Consider the following 17,496-nt stretch of genomic DNA (forward strand, 5'->3'; position numbering starts at 1 on the left):
TGCTGGGCATGAGCATGTATTGAGATTAGTGGATAATTCATCAAGCCGCAACTCCATTTCATCAGATTCATCGGGCCATCGAACAGAACGGCGGCAGGAAGTGTCTATATTGTCAGGCGCCGCCTTCCCTTTCCAGAGATGATCATGACATCATTGCCAGAGGATATCGACTTCACCAGCACCCCCGATTGCGCCCCGTTCGGATTCGATGACGCCCGCGTAGCGGAAACGATTTCGATCCTGGGGCTTGGAGCGGCACATCACGCCCAGGCGGAGCAGATCAGGAAAGAGGTCATCGGCCCCGATAGCGAGGCGCTCGTCGATGCCTGCTTCAGCGCCTTTGCGGAAAATTCCCGTTTCCTCCGGGTGGAAAAGCAACCCGGGATCGACCGCTTCATGCGGGAGTGGCGCGGCCAGCTGCTATCCTACGGCCACGGCTTCGACACGCCGGCGTATTTTACGGACCGGCTCGCCATCGCGGCGACTTTTGCCCGCGCGAAAATCCCCTTGAATCTCCTGCAGGCGAAACACCTCGTCACCCATGGCGTGCTGATCGGCAGAATAGCGGAGAAATGCACCGGATCGGCCGCAATTCTGCTCCCGGCTCTCGAATGCGTCGCAAGGTTGACTTCCCTTGATCTGTACCTGGCCGCCGAAGGCTACCACCTGCCGGAAATCAACGAACTGGCAGACACGGTGAACGAACTGAAGGGGGAAATATCCCGCCTGCGGCACGATGCTTCCACCGACCAGCTCACGGGAATGATGAATTATGCAAATCTCATGGACGCGCTCCAGCAGCACATAGACCGGGCGCAGGACCATGCCGGGTGCGGAAAGCGCCGCCAGCACCTGTGCCTGGCGATGATCGACCTGGATCATTTCAAGAAGATCAACGACACTTATGGGCACGTCATAGGCGATTTCGTGCTCCGCCACGTGGCGGAACGGATAAAGGCGGCGGTGCGCGATTTCGACATGGTGGGCCGGTTCGGAGGAGAGGAATTCGTCATCATCATGGCGGATACGACTCTCCAGGTCGCGCAGAATATTGCCGAACGGGTGCGCCAGGTCGTCATGGACACACCCTTGCACCTGAAGGAATTCAGCATCAGGATTACAATCAGCCTTGGCGTGGCCATGCTGATGGAAGACGAGCGCAAGGAATCATTGCTTGAGCGTGCCGATGCGGCCATGTATGAGGCCAAAAAAGCGGGCCGCAACCGTGTCAGGATGGCCGTCAGCGATGGCGGTTCAGGCAACCTCCCTGAATTATAGGCTTGCGGCTCCCATGCCGCATACCGGCCCGGGAAGACAGGCCCTGCCGGATGCCTCGCCCGCGCTTTGCCGATCACTCCCGGCTGTGCTAATGTCTTGCCTTGCTTGTAAAACCCCTCAAAAAAAACAAAAGGATGATGGCAAATGACCCATTTATTCAGAGCGCTCATCCTCGGCGCCGTCTTTATCCTGTTCGCGTCCGGCTGCAGCACGACACAAAGATATACCCAGTCGGCGCGGACCGTGACCGAGCAACTGCTCATCAGCGAGGCCGTCGCAAGAAGCCTTCCGCCGCAACCTGCCGGCACTCTTCCCATGCCGCCAGGCTCATCCGTCCTGCTCGAGACTGCCGGCCTGGGCGGTGGAGGTCCGGATCAGGCCCTGCTTCAGCAGATCCTGCTCGCCTGGATCGGAAAACAAGGATATTCCATCCAGGCCGACGCAACCAAAGCTTCGCATCGCGTCAATGTCGTGGTGGACGCGCTGGGAACCGAGTTCGCAGGCAATTTTGCGGGAATGCCCCCGGTTCAGAGCCAGTTCATTCCTTTTTCCCTTCCGGAACTGGCACTCTTCAAGTCACAGTACCAGACCGGTTACGCGAAGTTCCACCTGAACATCTATGAGCTGCCCGGAGGCAGGTTCGTGGGCTCGACCCCTTCATTCATGGCGGACAGCTATTACAACAACTACACCATACTGTTCTTCATTTCGTTCACGAGGACCGATCTCCCCTACCCGCCGGAACTCGGCCCGTTCCGTAAATCGCTGAACAAGGTCCGTCCTGATGACAACTGAAGGAGCTACATCCTGCCATGTGTACATATGGTTTGCCTGGCCTGTTTGGCCTGTTCTTTCCGATTTAGGAACTGCAGGATAAGGCCGAGCATCCGGGTTTGTTGCGCGCCCACTCCGGTCGCTTCTGCGCAAGCGCTTCCTGTCCCGGCTGCTCATCGTATGGGTGCTTCAGCACTTCCATCAGCCGTTCGATGACGGAAGCATCGCCCTGCTCCAGGGCCTCGATGGCCTGCTGCGCCAGATAATTGCGCAGCACATACTTGGGATTCGCGCGGCGCATCCGCTCGATTCGGCCTGTCCCTATTGCGCCGGGCGCACTTATTGTGCTCGCATCCGCCAATGGATTCATCGATGCCGCCGATGGACCCGCATCCGCTTCCAGCCGCACCCGCGCGATATACCGCCGCAGCCAGCCACCCAGCCGCGCAAGCTGCATGGACTCGAAGGCCTGGTTCTCGTCGTAAAAAGCATCTCGCAGCAACCCGGCAAGCGCAATATCGTCCATCGACCCGGCAGCCTGGTCCACCGGGATATCCATGAGGCCACGAAAAAACAGGGTCATGTCGGTTTCGGTCTGCTGCAGCAAATCGAACAGATCGCTCAGCAGCATGTCATCGCCTTCGCGCCCCAGCGTCGCCAGTCCCAGCTTGTCTGCCAGCATGCGGCCCCATGTATCCTGGAACACTTTGCCGAAGACGGCCAGGCCTCGTTCCAGCCCGGCATGGTCCGCAACCAGGGGAGCGAGCGCCCCGGCAAGGCGCGCCAGGTTCCATAGCGCGATATCCGGCTGGTTGCCGTAGCAGTAGCGCCGCCCCTGCGCATCGGTGGTATTCGGCGTCCAGTTGAAGTCGAAGCCTTCCAGCCATCCATAAGGCCCATAATCGATGGTCAGCCCCAGGATGGACATGTTGTCGGTATTCATCACGCCATGCACGAATCCCACTCGCATCCAGTGCGCGAGCAGGACACCGGTACGCCGGCAGATTTCCTCGAACCAGCGCACATAAATGGATGGCATGGAGGGACCGGGTACGCCCAGTTCGGGAAAATCCTCGGTAATGATGTAATCGGCCAGTTGCCTGAGCGTCTCAAGCTCCTGCTGCGCGGCCAGTATTTCAAAGTTGCCGAAACGCACGAAAGAGGGGGCGACGCGGCACACCACCGCGCCGGTCTCGGCTTTCGGGTTGCCGTCGTAGAACATGTCGCGTACTACCGATTCGCCTGTTGCGACGAGACTCAATGCCCGCGTGGTCGGCACGCCGAGATAGTGCATGGCTTCGCTGCAGAGAAACTCCCGCACGGAGGACCGCAGCACCGCCCGTCCGTCGGCGGTGCGGGAATAAGGCGTCCTTCCCGCCCCTTTCAGTTGCAGCTCGCGATAAATCCCATCCGGGCAAAGTACCTCGCCCAGCGTGATGGCGCGGCCATCGCCGAGCTGTCCCGCCCAGTGCCCGAACTGATGCCCGCCATAGCGTGCGGAATACGGTTGCATTCCGGGCAGGATGCGATTGCCGGCAAGCGTTTCGATTACCGGATCTGCTGTCTCCGCCGGCCGGGATACGCCGAGCAATTCACCCACCGCATCCGACCAGGCGAGAAGGCGCGGCGCGCGCACCGGCGTGGGTTCCACCCGCGTATAGCAGGCGTTTCTCACCGCGCGGGGCATATTCCGGATATCCTCGTCCGCCGGCAACCGGCGCACAAACCGGTTGTCGAACTGCATCTCGGAGAGGTTTCGAAGGCCAGGCACAGGCGGATTGATTGAACTTTCCATCGTGCTGCTGCGCTTGAGATTGCTTTGGCTCATGGGTATGATTTTTCCAGCTCTATCGGGAATATAAGGAATCCCTGAGAATATAAGGAATCCCTGGAACAGTCTGCCGGAAATTGGAGTCATTCATCGACACAATGTTCCCTGGCAGCTACTCTACAGGGAACGCATGAAACCTGCCTCGGCAATTCGAACTGAAGGGAGGATGAAAAATGCTCAAGCTGACGGACTATGCCAGGATGGCAGCCAGCGAATATATGCAGGAGGTCGGGCAAACGGAACTGGACGCCCGCTGGATCGCGGAGTTTTTTGAGGAATCGGGTGTAATGGAAGCCTATCCCGAACAGAACCTGATCCCGTTCGCCGACATGGTGCAGAAAGAACTGACCAAAAATGCCGAGCGGGCCAATAAGAACATGCTGCAGGCGCTGGACAGAATCGCGCGCCGGCCCGGCAAATCCTCCCGTTGAGGAACAGAAATCCTATCCATCGCGCTGCCCTTTACCCCATTCACCCCATTCTCTCTTCGATCGACTTGGTCATTGCGGCGACATGGGGGGATTCCCCGGCGGCGGAGGCGGGATCGAATAAGTGGGCTGGGGCTGGGTTGGCATGCCCATTGGCTGGTTGCGTGGATCGTTGGCGATCTGGCCGGATACCGGCACGTTATGGCCCTTGCCATACATGCATTGCGTGTAGCTGATATCGTAACGCTGCTGCCGGATATTTCCCGATGCGGTAGCCGTGCCGGTTCCCATCAGTCCCCCTGCCAGCAACCCGCTGCCTGCGCCTATGGCGGCGCCGCTGCCGCCACCGATAATCGCACCTGCGGCGGCGCCCAGTCCGGCACCCAGGGCCGCTGTTCCCACGCCGCTATATATCGAGGCATCATTCGGCGTCTCGTTGCTCAACGCCTCGCTCGCATATTGCCTGCAGGACATATCGTCCTGGCGGAATTGCTCGAAGCTCTTCCCCGAGCCCGGCAGCACCATCACGCCGGGGCCGCTGGGAATGGTAGCGCACGAGGCAAGCAGAAGCAGCACAAGCAAAGGGGCAAAACGGGGCATTCTGGCCATGTTCGGGTTCGGCATGCGATCTATTCCAGGCCGCTAGGCCTAGTGTGGTGAATCATAAATTTATTGCATAAATACCCCACCCCCGTCATTCCGGACGCCGCGCCAGCGGTGAGCCGGAATCCAGAGCTTTTTCAAGCTACTGGATTTCTCCTTCGCGGAAACGACCCAGGTATTTATTCAACGGCCGGTTCAAACTGCTAATTCGGAGGCTGCGGAGCGACCTGCAGCCATCCCTCCGGACATTTTTTTACGTAAGGATAATAGCCATCCGGCTTGCGGCAATAATACCAGTAATTTGCCTGGGGCTGCGGCGCGGGCTGCATAACCTGCTGCGGCGGCTGTTGTTGCTGTTGCTGGATATAGACGGGCGGCGCCGCCGGCACCGTAACTACCGGGGGATAGGCATAATAAGGAGGGTAATAACCGCCAAACCCCCAACCGCCATAGCCCCCATAACCGCCATAACCATACCCCCCATAGCCCCCCCAGCCGCGATATCCCCAGCCGCCGCCCCAGCCATAACCGCCATAGCCAAGGCCATAACCCAACCCCAGGCCAATACCCAGGCCTGGATAAAAGCCGCCATGTCCATGGTGCCCCCAGCGGGCCCATGCGGAATCTGCCGAAATTGCGCCGAACACCATCAGTACAAAGCCCGCCAATTTCAATTTATTCACGTAAGCTCCCTGCGTATTGCGCGCATTTCCAAATGCATTCATTCCGCTGAAGGATGTGCGGCACGAATGCGGCAAGATTCAAGAGTGTCCATGTGAGTGAATCCTCCTTCAAACGCCAGATGAGCACCCGGATGTATACGCTCTCTATATGCTTTGTATATGCTCGATTAGAACATCAAACGGCTCCGGCGTTCCGTTTGCGCAGAGCGATTCGTGCTGGACCGGATCACTCCGGAGCCAGCCAGCAGGTACCTTGATGGGATGGCGGGGGTATATCGCCACCCATGTGCCATGATCGTCGCGGAGCGACCCGCATGTCATCGGGAAATGTCAAACAAGTTACTCATCCCTATTTTCCAGACTTCTCTCTGATTCCGCCATCCGCATAATGTTCATGTATGAATCCCGGTAGCATCCGCGCCTCTCAGCCGGCTAAAACAACAGAACGCAGCCCCCATCCATCCCTGCCATTTTCCTGCCGCTCAATCGATCGCGTCCAGCGCCTGCGCCACATCCGCAATAATGTCGTCGATATGCTCGATGCCGACGGAGATCCGGACCAATCCTTCCGTCACTCCGGCGGCCTTGAGTTCCTCCGGGCTCAATTGGCGATGGGTGGTGGATGCCGGATGGCAGGCTAGCGATTTGGCGTCTCCGATATTCACCAGCCGCAGGATCATCTTGAGCGCATCGATGAACTGGCTTCCGGCCGCCGCCCCGCCCCTGATTCCAAAGCTCAGTATTCCCGAAGCTTTTCCCTTGCTTATCCGGTTGCATAGATCATGGAATTTGCTGCCCGGCAGGGCCGCGTAGTTGACCCATTCCACTTTCGGATGCGCTTCCAGGTGTTGCGCGACCTTCAGTGCATTGTCGCAATGCCGCTCCATCCTCAGACCCAGCGTTTCCAGCCCTTGCAGTATCAGGAACGCGCTATGCGGCGACAGGGCCGCGCCCGTATTGCGCAGCGGCACCACGCGGCAGCGGCCTATGTAGGCTGCATTCTCGAATGCTTCCGTGTAAACCACTCCGTGGTAGGATGGGTCCGGCTCGTTCAATAGCGGAAAGCGCGCCTTGTTCGCGGCCCAGTCGAATTTCCCCGAATCGATGATCATCCCGCCCATGGTCGTGCCATGGCCGCCAATGTATTTCGTCAGGGAGTGGACGACAATATCCGCGCCGAACTGGAAAGGCTGGCACAGGTAGGGTGTGGATACCGTGCTGTCCACGATCAACGGCACACCATGCTTATGCGCGATATCCGCCATCCTTTCGATATCCACGATGTTTCCGGCGGGATTCCCGATGGATTCGCAAAATATTGCGCGGGTACGGCCATCTATCCGCCTTTCCACGCCTTCGTAATCGTCATGGGATACCATGCGGACATCTATCCCCTGGCGCGGGAACGTATGTGCGAATAAATTATAGGTGCCGCCATAAAGCTGGCTGGTGCTGATGATATTTTCGCCGGTACTGGTAATGCACTGGATGGCATAAGTGATCGCCGCCATCCCCGAGGCCACCGCCAGCGCCCCCACTCCGCCCTCCATTTCAGCGAGACGCTTCTCCAGCACGGCCGTAGTCGGATTCATGATGCGCGTATAAATATTTCCCGCGACTTTCAGGTCGAACAGATCCGCGCCATGCTGGGTATTATCGAACGTATAGGAGGTAGTCTGGTAGATGGGCACCGCGGCCGCCTTCGTGGTCGCGTCGGATTCATATCCATGATGCAGTGCGAGCGATTCCAGTTTCATATTGTTTTCTCCGTTTGAATATCCTTGGAGGCGGACGAAGAAGGTCGCCATTCCTTGCCTTCCGGTTGGACCCATAGGGCATGGGGGAATTGGATCAGGACAGGGGGAGCTTGCTAAAGTAAAATAGTGTTACGGAAAATGCCGAATGCTGGTCACACTTTTGCCTGATGCCGGATATTCGATGCTCATTTCTGCATTTAAGGTCCGAAATGCTTAAGGAAGCGCTGAATAAATCCTCGCTGAGCGCGTTGCTGGTAAAATCGGGATGATCATAAGGCGCGCGACGCAGGTCGTAGCCGGGACTACGATGCCAGGGAGCGCAACGCCATGGCTCCCCAGAGCGTGGCCCGAGGGCCCCCGCGAAGCGGGGATCGGGCAGCGGCGGGGATGCCAGACCGCGCCAAAGTATACATGGGGCGCCAGCAGCCCGCTAGGGGTCGTATCTTCCTCTGGAAGAAACTGCTCCGCCCTGCGCGGTCTCGCCCGATTTTACCACAACCCTCCTGGGGCGGGGCTTTGCTGGCGGTCTGCCTTGTCAGGCTCCTGGCGAAGGGGATCAACCATTCGCGTCGTCGCCTTTCGCGCATCCCATCCCGCAAAGCCACCGCCGCGCCAGCGGAGATTTATTCAGCGCTTCCTTAACGCTATACCTCGCGGCGATTGCCTATTTTCACCACAAGGACGCAAAGCGCGTTATCCTCAATTTTGGCAATTACCCGGTAATCATCAACCCTGTACTTCCAGAATTCACCCAAATGTGAACCCTTGAGGGATTCTCCAATGCTGCGCGGATCAGCCAGGGATGCAACTCGTTCATTTAAGAAATTCAATATACGGCGCGTAGTTTGAGGATCCAGTTGGTCGAGGTTCTTCTGTGCCAGCGTGGGTAGTCTCCTAAATCCTCCTTTCAGGGCTTGCTCCCATCCGCGCGAACCAGCGATTCCTGCAGCCGGCGGGCGTGGAGAAGATGCGAATGAAACGCGGGCCGCACCTTCGCCAGCAGACGTCTGATCCCATCGTCTTTTGCCTGCGGTGCCAGCGTCTTGTCGATCATATCCAGCGCCTGCTCGTGGAAGGCGAGTTCATGCGCGACATAGACACGGTCGAATGCCAGGCCGCGCAAAGGGGTGAGTTTCGCGATATTCCGCCGCCCTTCGATCTTCAGGTCCTGGCTGATGGAACTATCCTGCGGCGCGAGCTTCAGCCTGCGCATGAGCTCCGCCGCCGACTGGCTGGCAGTGCCATGGTCGGCTATCATGCGGTGCGCGAAGAAATGCACTTCGGGGTCCTTGGATTTGAATTGCGCGAGCTTCCCCGCTTCGATATCAATCTCGCTGAGATCGGCCACGATGGTGACGATCTGCGCATTGGTCAGCGGCATGCTCTGGGCGCCGGCATCAAGTGACCAAGCCAGGCAGAACAGCGCGAACATCGATATCTTTTTCATGGTTGCTGCTCCATGGTCCAGCGCTGAAAGCGCATGGATGAAATGGCGAAATGAAAAATCGTTTCAATCATTGGGCAAACCCTACGCCGGCATCGCATGATGGGCTGTGCAGTAGCGCACATATCGGCAACCCGCGTCATATGTCATTATGTCATCAGCCTCCGTCATCATCGGCCTGCGTCCGTGCCTCCGGAACGGGAACGCGTGGCTGCGCCGCCACCTTTCTTTCCTGTGGATTCATCAACTGGATTCCCGCTTCGCGGAAGCGCTGCAGGATGCGCCGGTTGAAACCGCGCTGCACCGGCCAGCGGCCCCGGTCCACGGTGCGTATTTGCCCCAGCACCGTGATGGTCGCCCCATCGATCTGATCCACCCCCCATATGTCCGCATCCGCCAGGATCAGGTTTTTGAAAGCAGCATCCGCCCGCATCTCCTCTCCGACGCTGCGGATAGCTGCGAACACCTTGTCCACATCCGAGTCGGCTTTCACGCTCACCCTGATGGAAGCATTGCCGAAGCCCCGGTTGGTATTGGTGACAGTCGAGACGGAACTGAACGGCACCACGTGCAGCGAGCCGTCGCCGGCACGCAGGCGCACCGTGCGTATGGAGAGATACTCCACCGTTCCCGAAACATCCGCAACGGTGATGGTGTCGCCCACCTGGATGGCATTTTCCATCAGCAGGAAAATCCCGGTGATGAAATCCTGCACCAGCTTTTGCGAACCAAAGCCGAGAGCAACGCCGATGATGCTGGCGCCCGCCACCAGGGGACCGATACTGATGCCCAGTTGATCCAGCGCGGCGAGCAGCACCACCGTGCCGATGGCAAACAGCAGTGTCGTGCGCAGCATGGGCACCAAAGTCCGCAGCCGCGCGGCGCGCGCCGTATCTCCAACTGCCGTCCATCGCTCGATGCGCCGGTGCAGCGTCATGTTCAATGCTTCCCAGGCAGCAAAAGCCAAGGCGCAGGTTACCGCAATCGTGGCCAGCGCGGCAGCCAGCCGCCGACCGATCGAACCAGCCTGAAACCACGAAAGCGTATCCACTCCCCATACTTGCAGCAATACGATAAGGGTGCTTATGGCAATGACAAGCGACACGGTGCGAAGCGCCAGCAGGTGATAAGGACTTTGCACCGCGGACGCTTCCTGCCGCGCCTGACCTGGCTGCCCCGCATGGTTCGTCTGCTGCTGCATATTTTCGCGATCCGCGATAAATGCGCGGTCGATCGCGCCCAGCGCAAAAATCGACACCAGACTGGCGCCCACGACCACTGCCGCAGACCATCCAAAAATTTCCAGCGCGCGTTGAAAACCGTCTTCCGCGCCTACGGACCATAGCACCCAGGTGGCAACAATGAAAACCGTGGCGGCAAAAGGCCATGCGCTGGCCGCTGCCGCACGCAGGCCGGCCATGGCCGGGTTTGCCGTGTCCATTCCCCGAATCGCCTCCGCGACCTCTTTTCGGCTGCGGAACACCATGATGAGCAGCATCGCGTGGATCACCAGACCCACCAGCTTGGAAAGGGCGATTCCCGTACTCGGGATGGCGCCGGTCTGCAGCGCCACCTCGGCGATGGCGGAGCCGAATACGGCCACGATGATGATTCTTCGCAGCCAGGCATTCACATAGGCCGCTCCGCCATCGCTGATGTGGATCAGGCGCAACCCCTGCCCGAGCGGTGACACCATGAGATGAACCACGCTGAGCGCGATGCGGGTAGTCGAATAGGCGTCGATGAGGGGCAGCGTCACGCTGTAAAATACCGCCGCACGGCCGCCGAAGGCATTCAGCAGTATCGTTGCCACCGCCACGAAGCCAGCCAGCGGAACCAGCTCCAGCAGCCAGTGCGCCAAAGCAAAAGGAAAACGCCGCAACAGGCTCAGGTGGCGGTCGGCGGCGTTTCCGCCACGGACAGCCGTCCCCGGAGGTCCGGAAGACCCGGAATCCACGGTTGCGGCGGATGGAAAGGCGGCGGGAAGCGTACTAGCGGTGACCTCATCCTTTTTGCGGTTGATCGCCGCCTGCCGCGCGGCGGCACGGGATTCGACCAGTCCGCGCGAGCGCGCCAGTGCCCATCGCAACAGCCAGTCCGCCAGTAGCGCGCCTCCAAGTATCGCGGCCACCTTCCACAATTCACCGAGCACCACCGCGCGCCGCTCCGCATCGCCCAGGTTGTATTGCCACCACTCACCCACCGTCCTGATTTCCAGCATGGTGCGGGCAGTCAGCCGAGCCTGATCGCCAATCGCGTCCAGCCGCTTTCCTATGGAATCGAACAATTGCGCAACCAGGCCGCCTTCGGTCAGCTCGATAGGCGCCTCAGGCCCTTTTTCCTCCGCGGGTTTGGCGGGAACCGGGGGCGCCGGGCCGGGCTCCACTCCCTCCCGCATCTCCATCGCCAGCACAATGGCATTGAGCGTTTCCGCAAGCTCGGTGCGCTTTTTTTCATCCTGGAGGATAGCGAGCGCCTGCCGGGCCTGTACCGGTGTCACAGTGATTGCCGGGGCGGCGGGAGCAGAGGAATTCTCCGCTGCCGGAGCTGCCGGAGCATCCGCCGCTGGCTCAGCCGCAAAAATGCTATCGCCAGGGTAGAAGACCGGCAAAAACAGTAATGGAAACGCCACCGCAGCCAGCAGGCGGCGTGTTTGCTTGAAATCAAATTGGCACAACATGAACGACAGGTAAACTTAAATATCCACGAAAAAGAGTCAACTCCATTCAACAGTTGCCCACAAGGACGGATACTCGCCACGGTGTTCGAACACCATGCATACCGCGCGTTCACGTACTTCGGGGGAAAACCTGTTTGATTTGTTCATCGCTCCATTCTCTCAGATATCGGAGCCTCCACCAAACCCGAGGCGATTCAGGCTGCTTTTTGCAGCTGCGCATCAGGCGGGGCCTGATCGCCCGCAGCCCCGGAAAGGGACTTGCGATTCGAGTAACTCCTCCTTGGATATGAAATGCCGCGATGTAATGACTCATCAATCAGGGGGGCGAAAGGATGTATCTATTAGCCTTGACATAATTTCGTTTATAAACGAATATAAGCTATGTATGAAATCCGGCACTACCTGACCAATGAGGGCAAGGATATTTATCTTGACTGGCTTCGCAAGCTGCGCGATACGACGGCAAGGATTGCAATAGACCGGCGCGTGAACCGTATCGAGTTGGGTAACTTTGGCGATCACAAATTTTGCCGGGATGGTGTATGGGAATTGCGTATTGATGTAAATGCAGGGTATCGAGTGTATTACGCTATCGCGGGCAAGGAAATTCTGTTGCTTCTGTGTGGCGGCGGCAAACGGACGCAGAGCGCCGATATCGACCGCGCCTGTGAAAACTGGCAGGACTGGCAAAGGAGAACCAACGATGAAAGATAGAACGCATGATGGAGCAATGGCTGAGATATACCGAGAAGACCCGGCCTACGCCATCCAGCTGCTCAATAGCATTCTTGAAGATGGCGATCAAAGCGAGCTTTTGATTGCCCTCAGGCAGATGACAAAAGCTTTCGGCGGCGTGCAGGCCGTAGCCGAGCAGGCGCACTTGAACCCGACTCAGCTTTACCGTACCTTGTCGCCCGAAGGCAATCCTGCGCTGAGCAGTTTTTCGGCGATTCTCAAGGCAATGGGGCTGCGCCTTTCCGTGCGATCTGTATAGCCAGCAAGAGTATGCATCCATTATTGAATGTGGTAGCGCTGGCCGACCTGGACGTTTTTGCCCAAGCATGAATCGAGCGTGACGCAGTGACCTGGCCGCGCATTGGTGATTTCCTGATCGAAAGTGAGGAATCGCCACGCTTGCATAGCCGGCCATGCGGGTATCTCCAGCTTGGTTCACGATACCCGCGTCACCGGCACATCGCTCCAGCGCGCGGTATAGCAGGATGACATATTTTTCCGGCGCATGGCTTAGGGCTTGGGGGATTTCGACGAGGAAAACATGGACAAATGAGTCTCGCCTGATCATGCCATCTTTGATCAAATGCCGATTTGTTCAGCGCTTCCTTAAATCTCCACTGATATTCCCGGACGTGTAGTTGCAGTACCGCTATCCAGCATGCTCGTCATGAATATGCATGCGTATCAGTTTTCCGCAGGCACTGCGCTGAGAGCGAGTTCCCCCGCGACGGTATCGCTTCCCTCTTCTCCAGCCCTGGCCTTGCCTGTTACCACCTGGATATCTCCCACCGTGATGCGCTGGCTGTCGATTCCCGCTTTGCGCAGCGCGTCCGACACGGCCCGCGCCCGGCTTGCGGCGAGTTCTTCCAGTTCCTTTTTTTCCAGTGGCCGGAGCTCCACCAGCCGATCGAACATCGCCCAGTAGAACTCGCGGTCCCTGCTGCCGCGACCGAACAACCCCAGCACGGGATTGACGCGCTGAGGTTCCTGGCCTGTCCGCTGCTTGTAGGTCTCCGCGAATTTCGATACCGCCTCGCCGCCGCCGGAACGCTCACGAAGCAATTGTTCCAGTGCTTTCTGTGTTTCGGCGTCTCCATACCCGATCAGTCCCGGATCTCCTCTTTCCTCGACCACGCCGCCGGTTACGATCACAAGGTCGCGATGCACCTGTTGGCGGCGCAGGCTCTTGCCATCGCGCTCGGGATCGTACGGGCCGCGCACGATCACCCCGACTCCCGGACGTTGCTTCATGGCCTGCGCAAGCTCATCCAGCAGTTCGCGCTGGGACGGTTCGATATCGTCGCTGCCCGGTTCGAACTCCACTTTTCGTAATTGCTCCGCGTCCTCCCCGCCTCCCAGATCCTTCAGCGCGCGGAAAGGGGCGGTGACCACGCGGCGGATCGCGTTTGCCACTGCGGCGCGTACGACCTTGCCATAATCGAACGTGGGGCTGCCCACGTCTCCCCGCACCTCCACGGCCAGATTTATCCTGTCGTTCGGCCCTTTCAGCAAGGCGACTGCGAGATCCAGCGGAAGGTCGAGCGCGCCCGGCGCCTCCACCTGTTCGCCAAGCCTGAAATCGGCCAGCTCGACGCGGTTTTCGCCCAACAGGCTGCCATTCACGATCTTGTAGTGCAGGGTGAGCCAGAGCTTGCCCGCATCTATCTTGCGGCCGGCAAAGGTCGCGGAATACGGCGAGAGCGGCTGCATGCGGATGTTGCCGAAATTCGCCTCGATATCGAGAAACTTTTTAGGATCGGAAGTCAGCAGCCTCCCTGCTGCACTCGCCTTCCCGTAATCCTCCACCTGTCCATTCAACCGGAGTTCCGTGCGGCTGCGGGGCGAGGATGCAATGCCGGCGATGGAGCCTTCCAGCTCCTGCACCCGGGTGGAAAATGGCAGAACCAGGCTCATGTCGGAAAAATCCAGCGTGCCCTGCTCCACCCGCACCAGCGCGATCCGGGCGCGAAAAGGCGCATTCTTTCCATCCTTTTCCCCGGGCCCGGAAGATGGCGGCGGCCGGGATTCCACCGCATCCTTTCCCGTGCTGCGGTCCTTCAGCACCTGGTTCAGGTTCACGTTCCGCTGCTTATCGATCGCGAGCTTCAGGCCGGGCTCGTGCAAATGGATTTCCTTGATCAGGAGCTGGTTCGGAGCCATGCTCAGGTTGATCTTTTGTGCCAGGAGCGCTTTCCACGAGATCAGGCGGTCTCCGGTTTCCGTCTCGTTCATGCGGAAATCCTGGATGCCCGCGCTACCCGTCACGGTCATTTCAGGGGAAGCGCCCGAGCGGTAATTCAGTTCCGTGGAGGCCCCCATCAGACCCGATGCAAGATCGGCCGATATATAGCGCGTTACCACCGGGCGCAGCGGCACGAGCGGGATGCCTGCCGCATCGAGCGCGATCTTCGCCTGCTTGAAATCCTGCCCCACGGTGCCGCTGGCCTTGATGGTTCCCCTGCCGTTCACTCCGAGCTCGGCCTTGAACCTGGCAGGTGTGCCGGCAGTGCTGTCGATTCCCTCCAGTGCGATGGATACGGCGTCGATACCGTAGGCGACGGCAGGCGTATAGGTGCGCTCGGCAAGCTGCATCTTGAACTGCTTCAGTTCCAGCGTCCCTACCCGGTATTTCCATGGCGGTTCCGCTAAGGCTGCGGGGGTCGCGGGAGCGGCATCCTCGCGATGCGATTGCAATCCGGCTTTCGCTTCCTTCGATCTGGAAGGCGATGCCTTGACAGGGTTCATCAGCAAACGCAACAAGCCCTCCGGGCCATCCGCACCCTGCGTCAACGCCAGGCCGCCGCCGTTCATGACGGCGCTTTCCAGCGCGACGGTCCGCGCCGCTGTATCGAGATTGCCACCATCCAGATGCAAACCCCCGATCGCCGCAAGCGGTGCGGCATCATCGAAAATAGGAGCCAGCACCACGTTCTCCGCCGAGAGTTTCAATGCCCGTGCCCCCACCCGCGTCTTTCCGGTTTTTCCAGCCTCCCCGGCGATATCCAGCCCGAAATGACTGTCGAGATTGCCGACGCGGAAAGCAAGCGGCGGCGACAGCGCATGGTCGGCATACGCAAGCGCGGTCTTTTCGATACCCATATCCCCGATATGCACGCGCCACGGCGCGGTTTCATTCCCGGGCGCCTCTTTTTCTTCCCGGTTCCCGATATCTTGCGGCGGCGGCAGCAGATTCTCCCAGTCCAACTTGCCATCGCCCTGCCTGCTCGCGCTCGCCCGGATGCCGGAGAGTCTCAACACCGGAATAGCGATTTCCCTCTCGTCCAGCGAAACGTGCGCATCGTTCACCTGCATGCTGCGCAATTCGAGCAGCGGCGCATTCCCAGCCTTGCCCGGCAGCGTAACGGTTCGTGCCGCTGTACCAGGATTGCCGCCATCCAGGCGCAAACCGCCGATTGCCGCAAACGGTGCGGCATCATCGGAAACCGGGGCCAGCACCACGTCCTCGACCGAGAGCTTCAAAGCTTTTGCTCCCACCCGCGTCTTTCCGGTTTTTCCAGTCTCCCCGGCAATATCCAGCCCGAAATGACTGTCGAGATTGCCGACGCGGAAAGCAAGCGGCGGCGACAGCGTATGGTCGGCATAGGCAAGCGCGGTCTTTTCGATGACTATATCCCCGATGTGCACGCGCCACGGCGGGGTTTCATTTCTGGGCGCCGCTTTCTCTTCCCCATTCCGGATATCTTGCGACGGCGGCAGCAGATTCTGCCAGTCCAGCTTGCCATCGCCCTGCCTGTTCGCACTCGCCCGGATTCCAGAAAGTCTAAATACCGGAATGGCGATTTCCCGCTGGTCCAGCAAAACCTGCGCATCCTTCACCTGCATGCTGTGCAATTCCAGCAGCGGCGCATTCCCAGCCTTGCCCGGCAGCGCAACGGAAAGATCCGACAGATCCAGCTCCATGCTCGTCAGGGCAAGTGCGGCCTTGCCCTCCCCGTAGGAAAATCCGTAATTTGTCGAAAGAGACAGGGCGCCGCGCGGCTGCGTCATCTGCACTTTCCCGCGAAAAAACTGCCAGATGCTGGCCAGCTTCAATTCGCGCAGGCTTGCTTCCCCGTTCGAGGTGAGCGGAATGAGCGTGGCGTCGCCCTTCCATGCCAGCGTGCCCCCGCCGGGAATCTGCGCTTCCAGCAGGTAGCGTCCCTTTTGGTCGGGGATCGTGCTCACCCCGGCTAGCGTCAGGTTGATGGGAGAAAGCGTGATCGTCGCGGCCGCAGATTTTTCATCCCCCGGCGCTTCCTCGGAAAAATCGCTGAAGTACACGCTGCTATCGCTCAGCGACACGCGTTCCAGGACCACGCCGGGAGGTGGCGAAGGCGGCTCCCGGATCTCTTGTTCCTGCTGTTTCTTGAAGCGCTCGATGACCTCCATGATGTTCAGCCGGCGCTCGCGGTCGATCACCAGGGATAGTTCCAGTCCTTCCAGCGCCACATCCGCGAATGTCCAGGCCCGCCCGAAAATGCTCGACAACTCGAAATCGACATGCAAACGGCCAAGCTTGAGCAGTGGCTGGCCGGGAGCATCATCGAGCTGAAGCCCGGACACCTCCAGCGAGAACAGGTAGGGATTGATGCGGATATCGCCCACGCTCGCCCGCCTCCCCAGATATCGCTGCGCATAGTCCGGGACGGCGCGCGCCAGCCAGGAAGGGGCGATCACGAAGCCTGCCAGCGTATAGGCCAGCAGCAATGCCGCGCCGATCCATGCCACTTTTCTGAAATAAGGACTGGCGATGATTTTTTTCATGTTGCCGATTGCTTACCGCGACGCAGAATTATCACCGCAGATTATGTTACATGAGTGCGTTGGACCTTGGACCACCCCCGGACTTGCCCCGTTCCCCTGTCGCGGTCCAGCCGGTCTCATGCGCCAATCAGCGGGGCACTAACAAAGGGGGCATGCTACCCCTGATTCCGGAAACAGCCGGTGCGCTACCGCACAAGTTAGTTAATAGTAGGTAGGATGGGTGGAGCAAAGCGTAACCCAACATTTTCCTGATACTGGACAGATGTTTTTGATGGGTTGCGTTTCACTCCACCCATCCTACCGTTGTTACCGTTGCCATGGCAGCCACGAAGCGGCTGGCGGAGAATGCGATGAGAGGGAGCGCAAGATGGAGGAATGGAACCGCGCGTTTGACTCATGCCGGCGCAGCCCCGGAGAAATGCGCCGACGAAGATCTCAAGGCAAATACCCGAGGAATAGCCCGCTTGTCCTATTGCACTATTGATCGATTGGTGGAGACTGTAAAAATCCCATCCCCGT

At 59.2% G+C, this 17,496-nt stretch carries 14 protein-coding genes; 5 read left to right on the forward strand and 9 right to left on the reverse strand.

Annotated elements, in window-relative coordinates; genetic code table 11:
* The first annotated feature begins 144 nt into the window (after positions 1-144).
* Complete coding sequence (locus tag ACZ5CE_RS07945) at positions 145-1,278, forward strand: diguanylate cyclase (protein WP_464574348.1); 1,134 nt, start codon at positions 145-147, stop codon at positions 1,276-1,278.
* A gap of 144 nt (positions 1,279-1,422) precedes the next feature.
* The gene (locus ACZ5CE_RS07950; protein WP_464574349.1) at positions 1,423-2,073 is read left to right on the forward strand and encodes a hypothetical protein; all 651 of its coding nucleotides are present in this window, start codon (positions 1,423-1,425) and stop codon (positions 2,071-2,073) included.
* A 64-nt stretch (positions 2,074-2,137) separates the two neighbouring features.
* Here the strand turns inward: ACZ5CE_RS07950 and ACZ5CE_RS07955 are convergent, their stop codons facing one another.
* On the reverse strand, positions 2,138-3,880 hold the full coding sequence (locus tag ACZ5CE_RS07955) for a protein adenylyltransferase SelO (protein ID WP_464574350.1): 1,743 nt from the start codon (positions 3,878-3,880) through the stop codon (positions 2,138-2,140).
* 176 nt (positions 3,881-4,056) lie between these two features.
* Here ACZ5CE_RS07955 and ACZ5CE_RS07960 point away from each other — a divergent pair, with 176 nt between their 5' ends.
* Positions 4,057-4,314 (forward strand): hypothetical protein, encoded by a 258-nt coding sequence (locus ACZ5CE_RS07960; RefSeq protein ID WP_464574351.1) that lies wholly within the window; start codon positions 4,057-4,059, stop codon positions 4,312-4,314.
* Between the two features lie 69 nt (positions 4,315-4,383).
* Here ACZ5CE_RS07960 and ACZ5CE_RS07965 read toward each other — a convergent pair whose 3' ends face one another.
* The 6 genes from ACZ5CE_RS07965 to ACZ5CE_RS07990 all read right to left on the reverse strand — a co-directional run bounded on the left by ACZ5CE_RS07965 (position 4,384) and on the right by ACZ5CE_RS07990 (position 11,478).
* Positions 4,384-4,935, reverse strand: a complete 552-nt coding sequence (locus tag ACZ5CE_RS07965) for a hypothetical protein (protein ID WP_464574352.1) — start codon at positions 4,933-4,935, stop codon at positions 4,384-4,386.
* Positions 4,936-5,117: 182 nt separating this feature from the next.
* A complete protein-coding gene (locus ACZ5CE_RS07970; RefSeq protein WP_464574353.1) occupies positions 5,118-5,597 on the reverse strand; it encodes a hypothetical protein in 480 nt (159 codons plus the stop codon).
* A gap of 482 nt (positions 5,598-6,079) precedes the next feature.
* Positions 6,080-7,354 carry an O-acetylhomoserine aminocarboxypropyltransferase/cysteine synthase family protein gene (locus ACZ5CE_RS07975; RefSeq protein WP_464574354.1) on the reverse strand — a complete coding sequence of 425 codons (1,275 nt, stop codon included), beginning with the start codon at positions 7,352-7,354 and terminating at the stop codon, positions 6,080-6,082.
* Between the two features lie 644 nt (positions 7,355-7,998).
* Positions 7,999-8,295, reverse strand: a complete 297-nt coding sequence (locus ACZ5CE_RS07980; protein WP_464577460.1) for a type II toxin-antitoxin system RelE family toxin — start codon at positions 8,293-8,295, stop codon at positions 7,999-8,001.
* On the reverse strand, positions 8,262-8,801 hold the full coding sequence (locus ACZ5CE_RS07985) for a DUF4142 domain-containing protein (RefSeq protein ID WP_464574355.1): 540 nt from the start codon (positions 8,799-8,801) through the stop codon (positions 8,262-8,264). Before ACZ5CE_RS07985 ends, ACZ5CE_RS07980 begins: the two co-directional genes overlap by 34 nt.
* A 154-nt stretch (positions 8,802-8,955) precedes the next feature.
* Positions 8,956-11,478 carry a mechanosensitive ion channel family protein gene (locus ACZ5CE_RS07990; protein ID WP_464574356.1) on the reverse strand — a complete coding sequence of 841 codons (2,523 nt, stop codon included), beginning with the start codon at positions 11,476-11,478 and terminating at the stop codon, positions 8,956-8,958.
* A 381-nt stretch (positions 11,479-11,859) separates the two neighbouring features.
* Here ACZ5CE_RS07990 and ACZ5CE_RS07995 point away from each other — a divergent pair, with 381 nt between their 5' ends.
* Positions 11,860-12,192, forward strand: coding sequence for a type II toxin-antitoxin system RelE/ParE family toxin (locus tag ACZ5CE_RS07995; protein WP_464574357.1), 333 nt, complete (start codon positions 11,860-11,862; stop codon positions 12,190-12,192).
* Positions 12,182-12,472, forward strand: coding sequence for a helix-turn-helix domain-containing transcriptional regulator (locus ACZ5CE_RS08000; RefSeq protein ID WP_464574358.1), 291 nt, complete (start codon positions 12,182-12,184; stop codon positions 12,470-12,472). The genes ACZ5CE_RS07995 and ACZ5CE_RS08000 overlap by 11 nt, the downstream gene beginning before the upstream one ends.
* A 176-nt stretch (positions 12,473-12,648) precedes the next feature.
* Here ACZ5CE_RS08000 and ACZ5CE_RS08005 read toward each other — a convergent pair whose 3' ends face one another.
* On the reverse strand, positions 12,649-12,720 hold the full coding sequence (locus tag ACZ5CE_RS08005) for a DUF4113 domain-containing protein (protein WP_464577462.1): 72 nt from the start codon (positions 12,718-12,720) through the stop codon (positions 12,649-12,651).
* Between the two features lie 177 nt (positions 12,721-12,897).
* A complete protein-coding gene (locus tag ACZ5CE_RS08010) occupies positions 12,898-16,977 on the reverse strand; it encodes a DUF748 domain-containing protein (protein WP_464574359.1) in 4,080 nt (1,359 codons plus the stop codon).
* Between the last annotated feature and the right edge of the window lie 519 nt (positions 16,978-17,496).

The organism is Nitrosospira sp. TNL200, assembly GCF_055386305.1.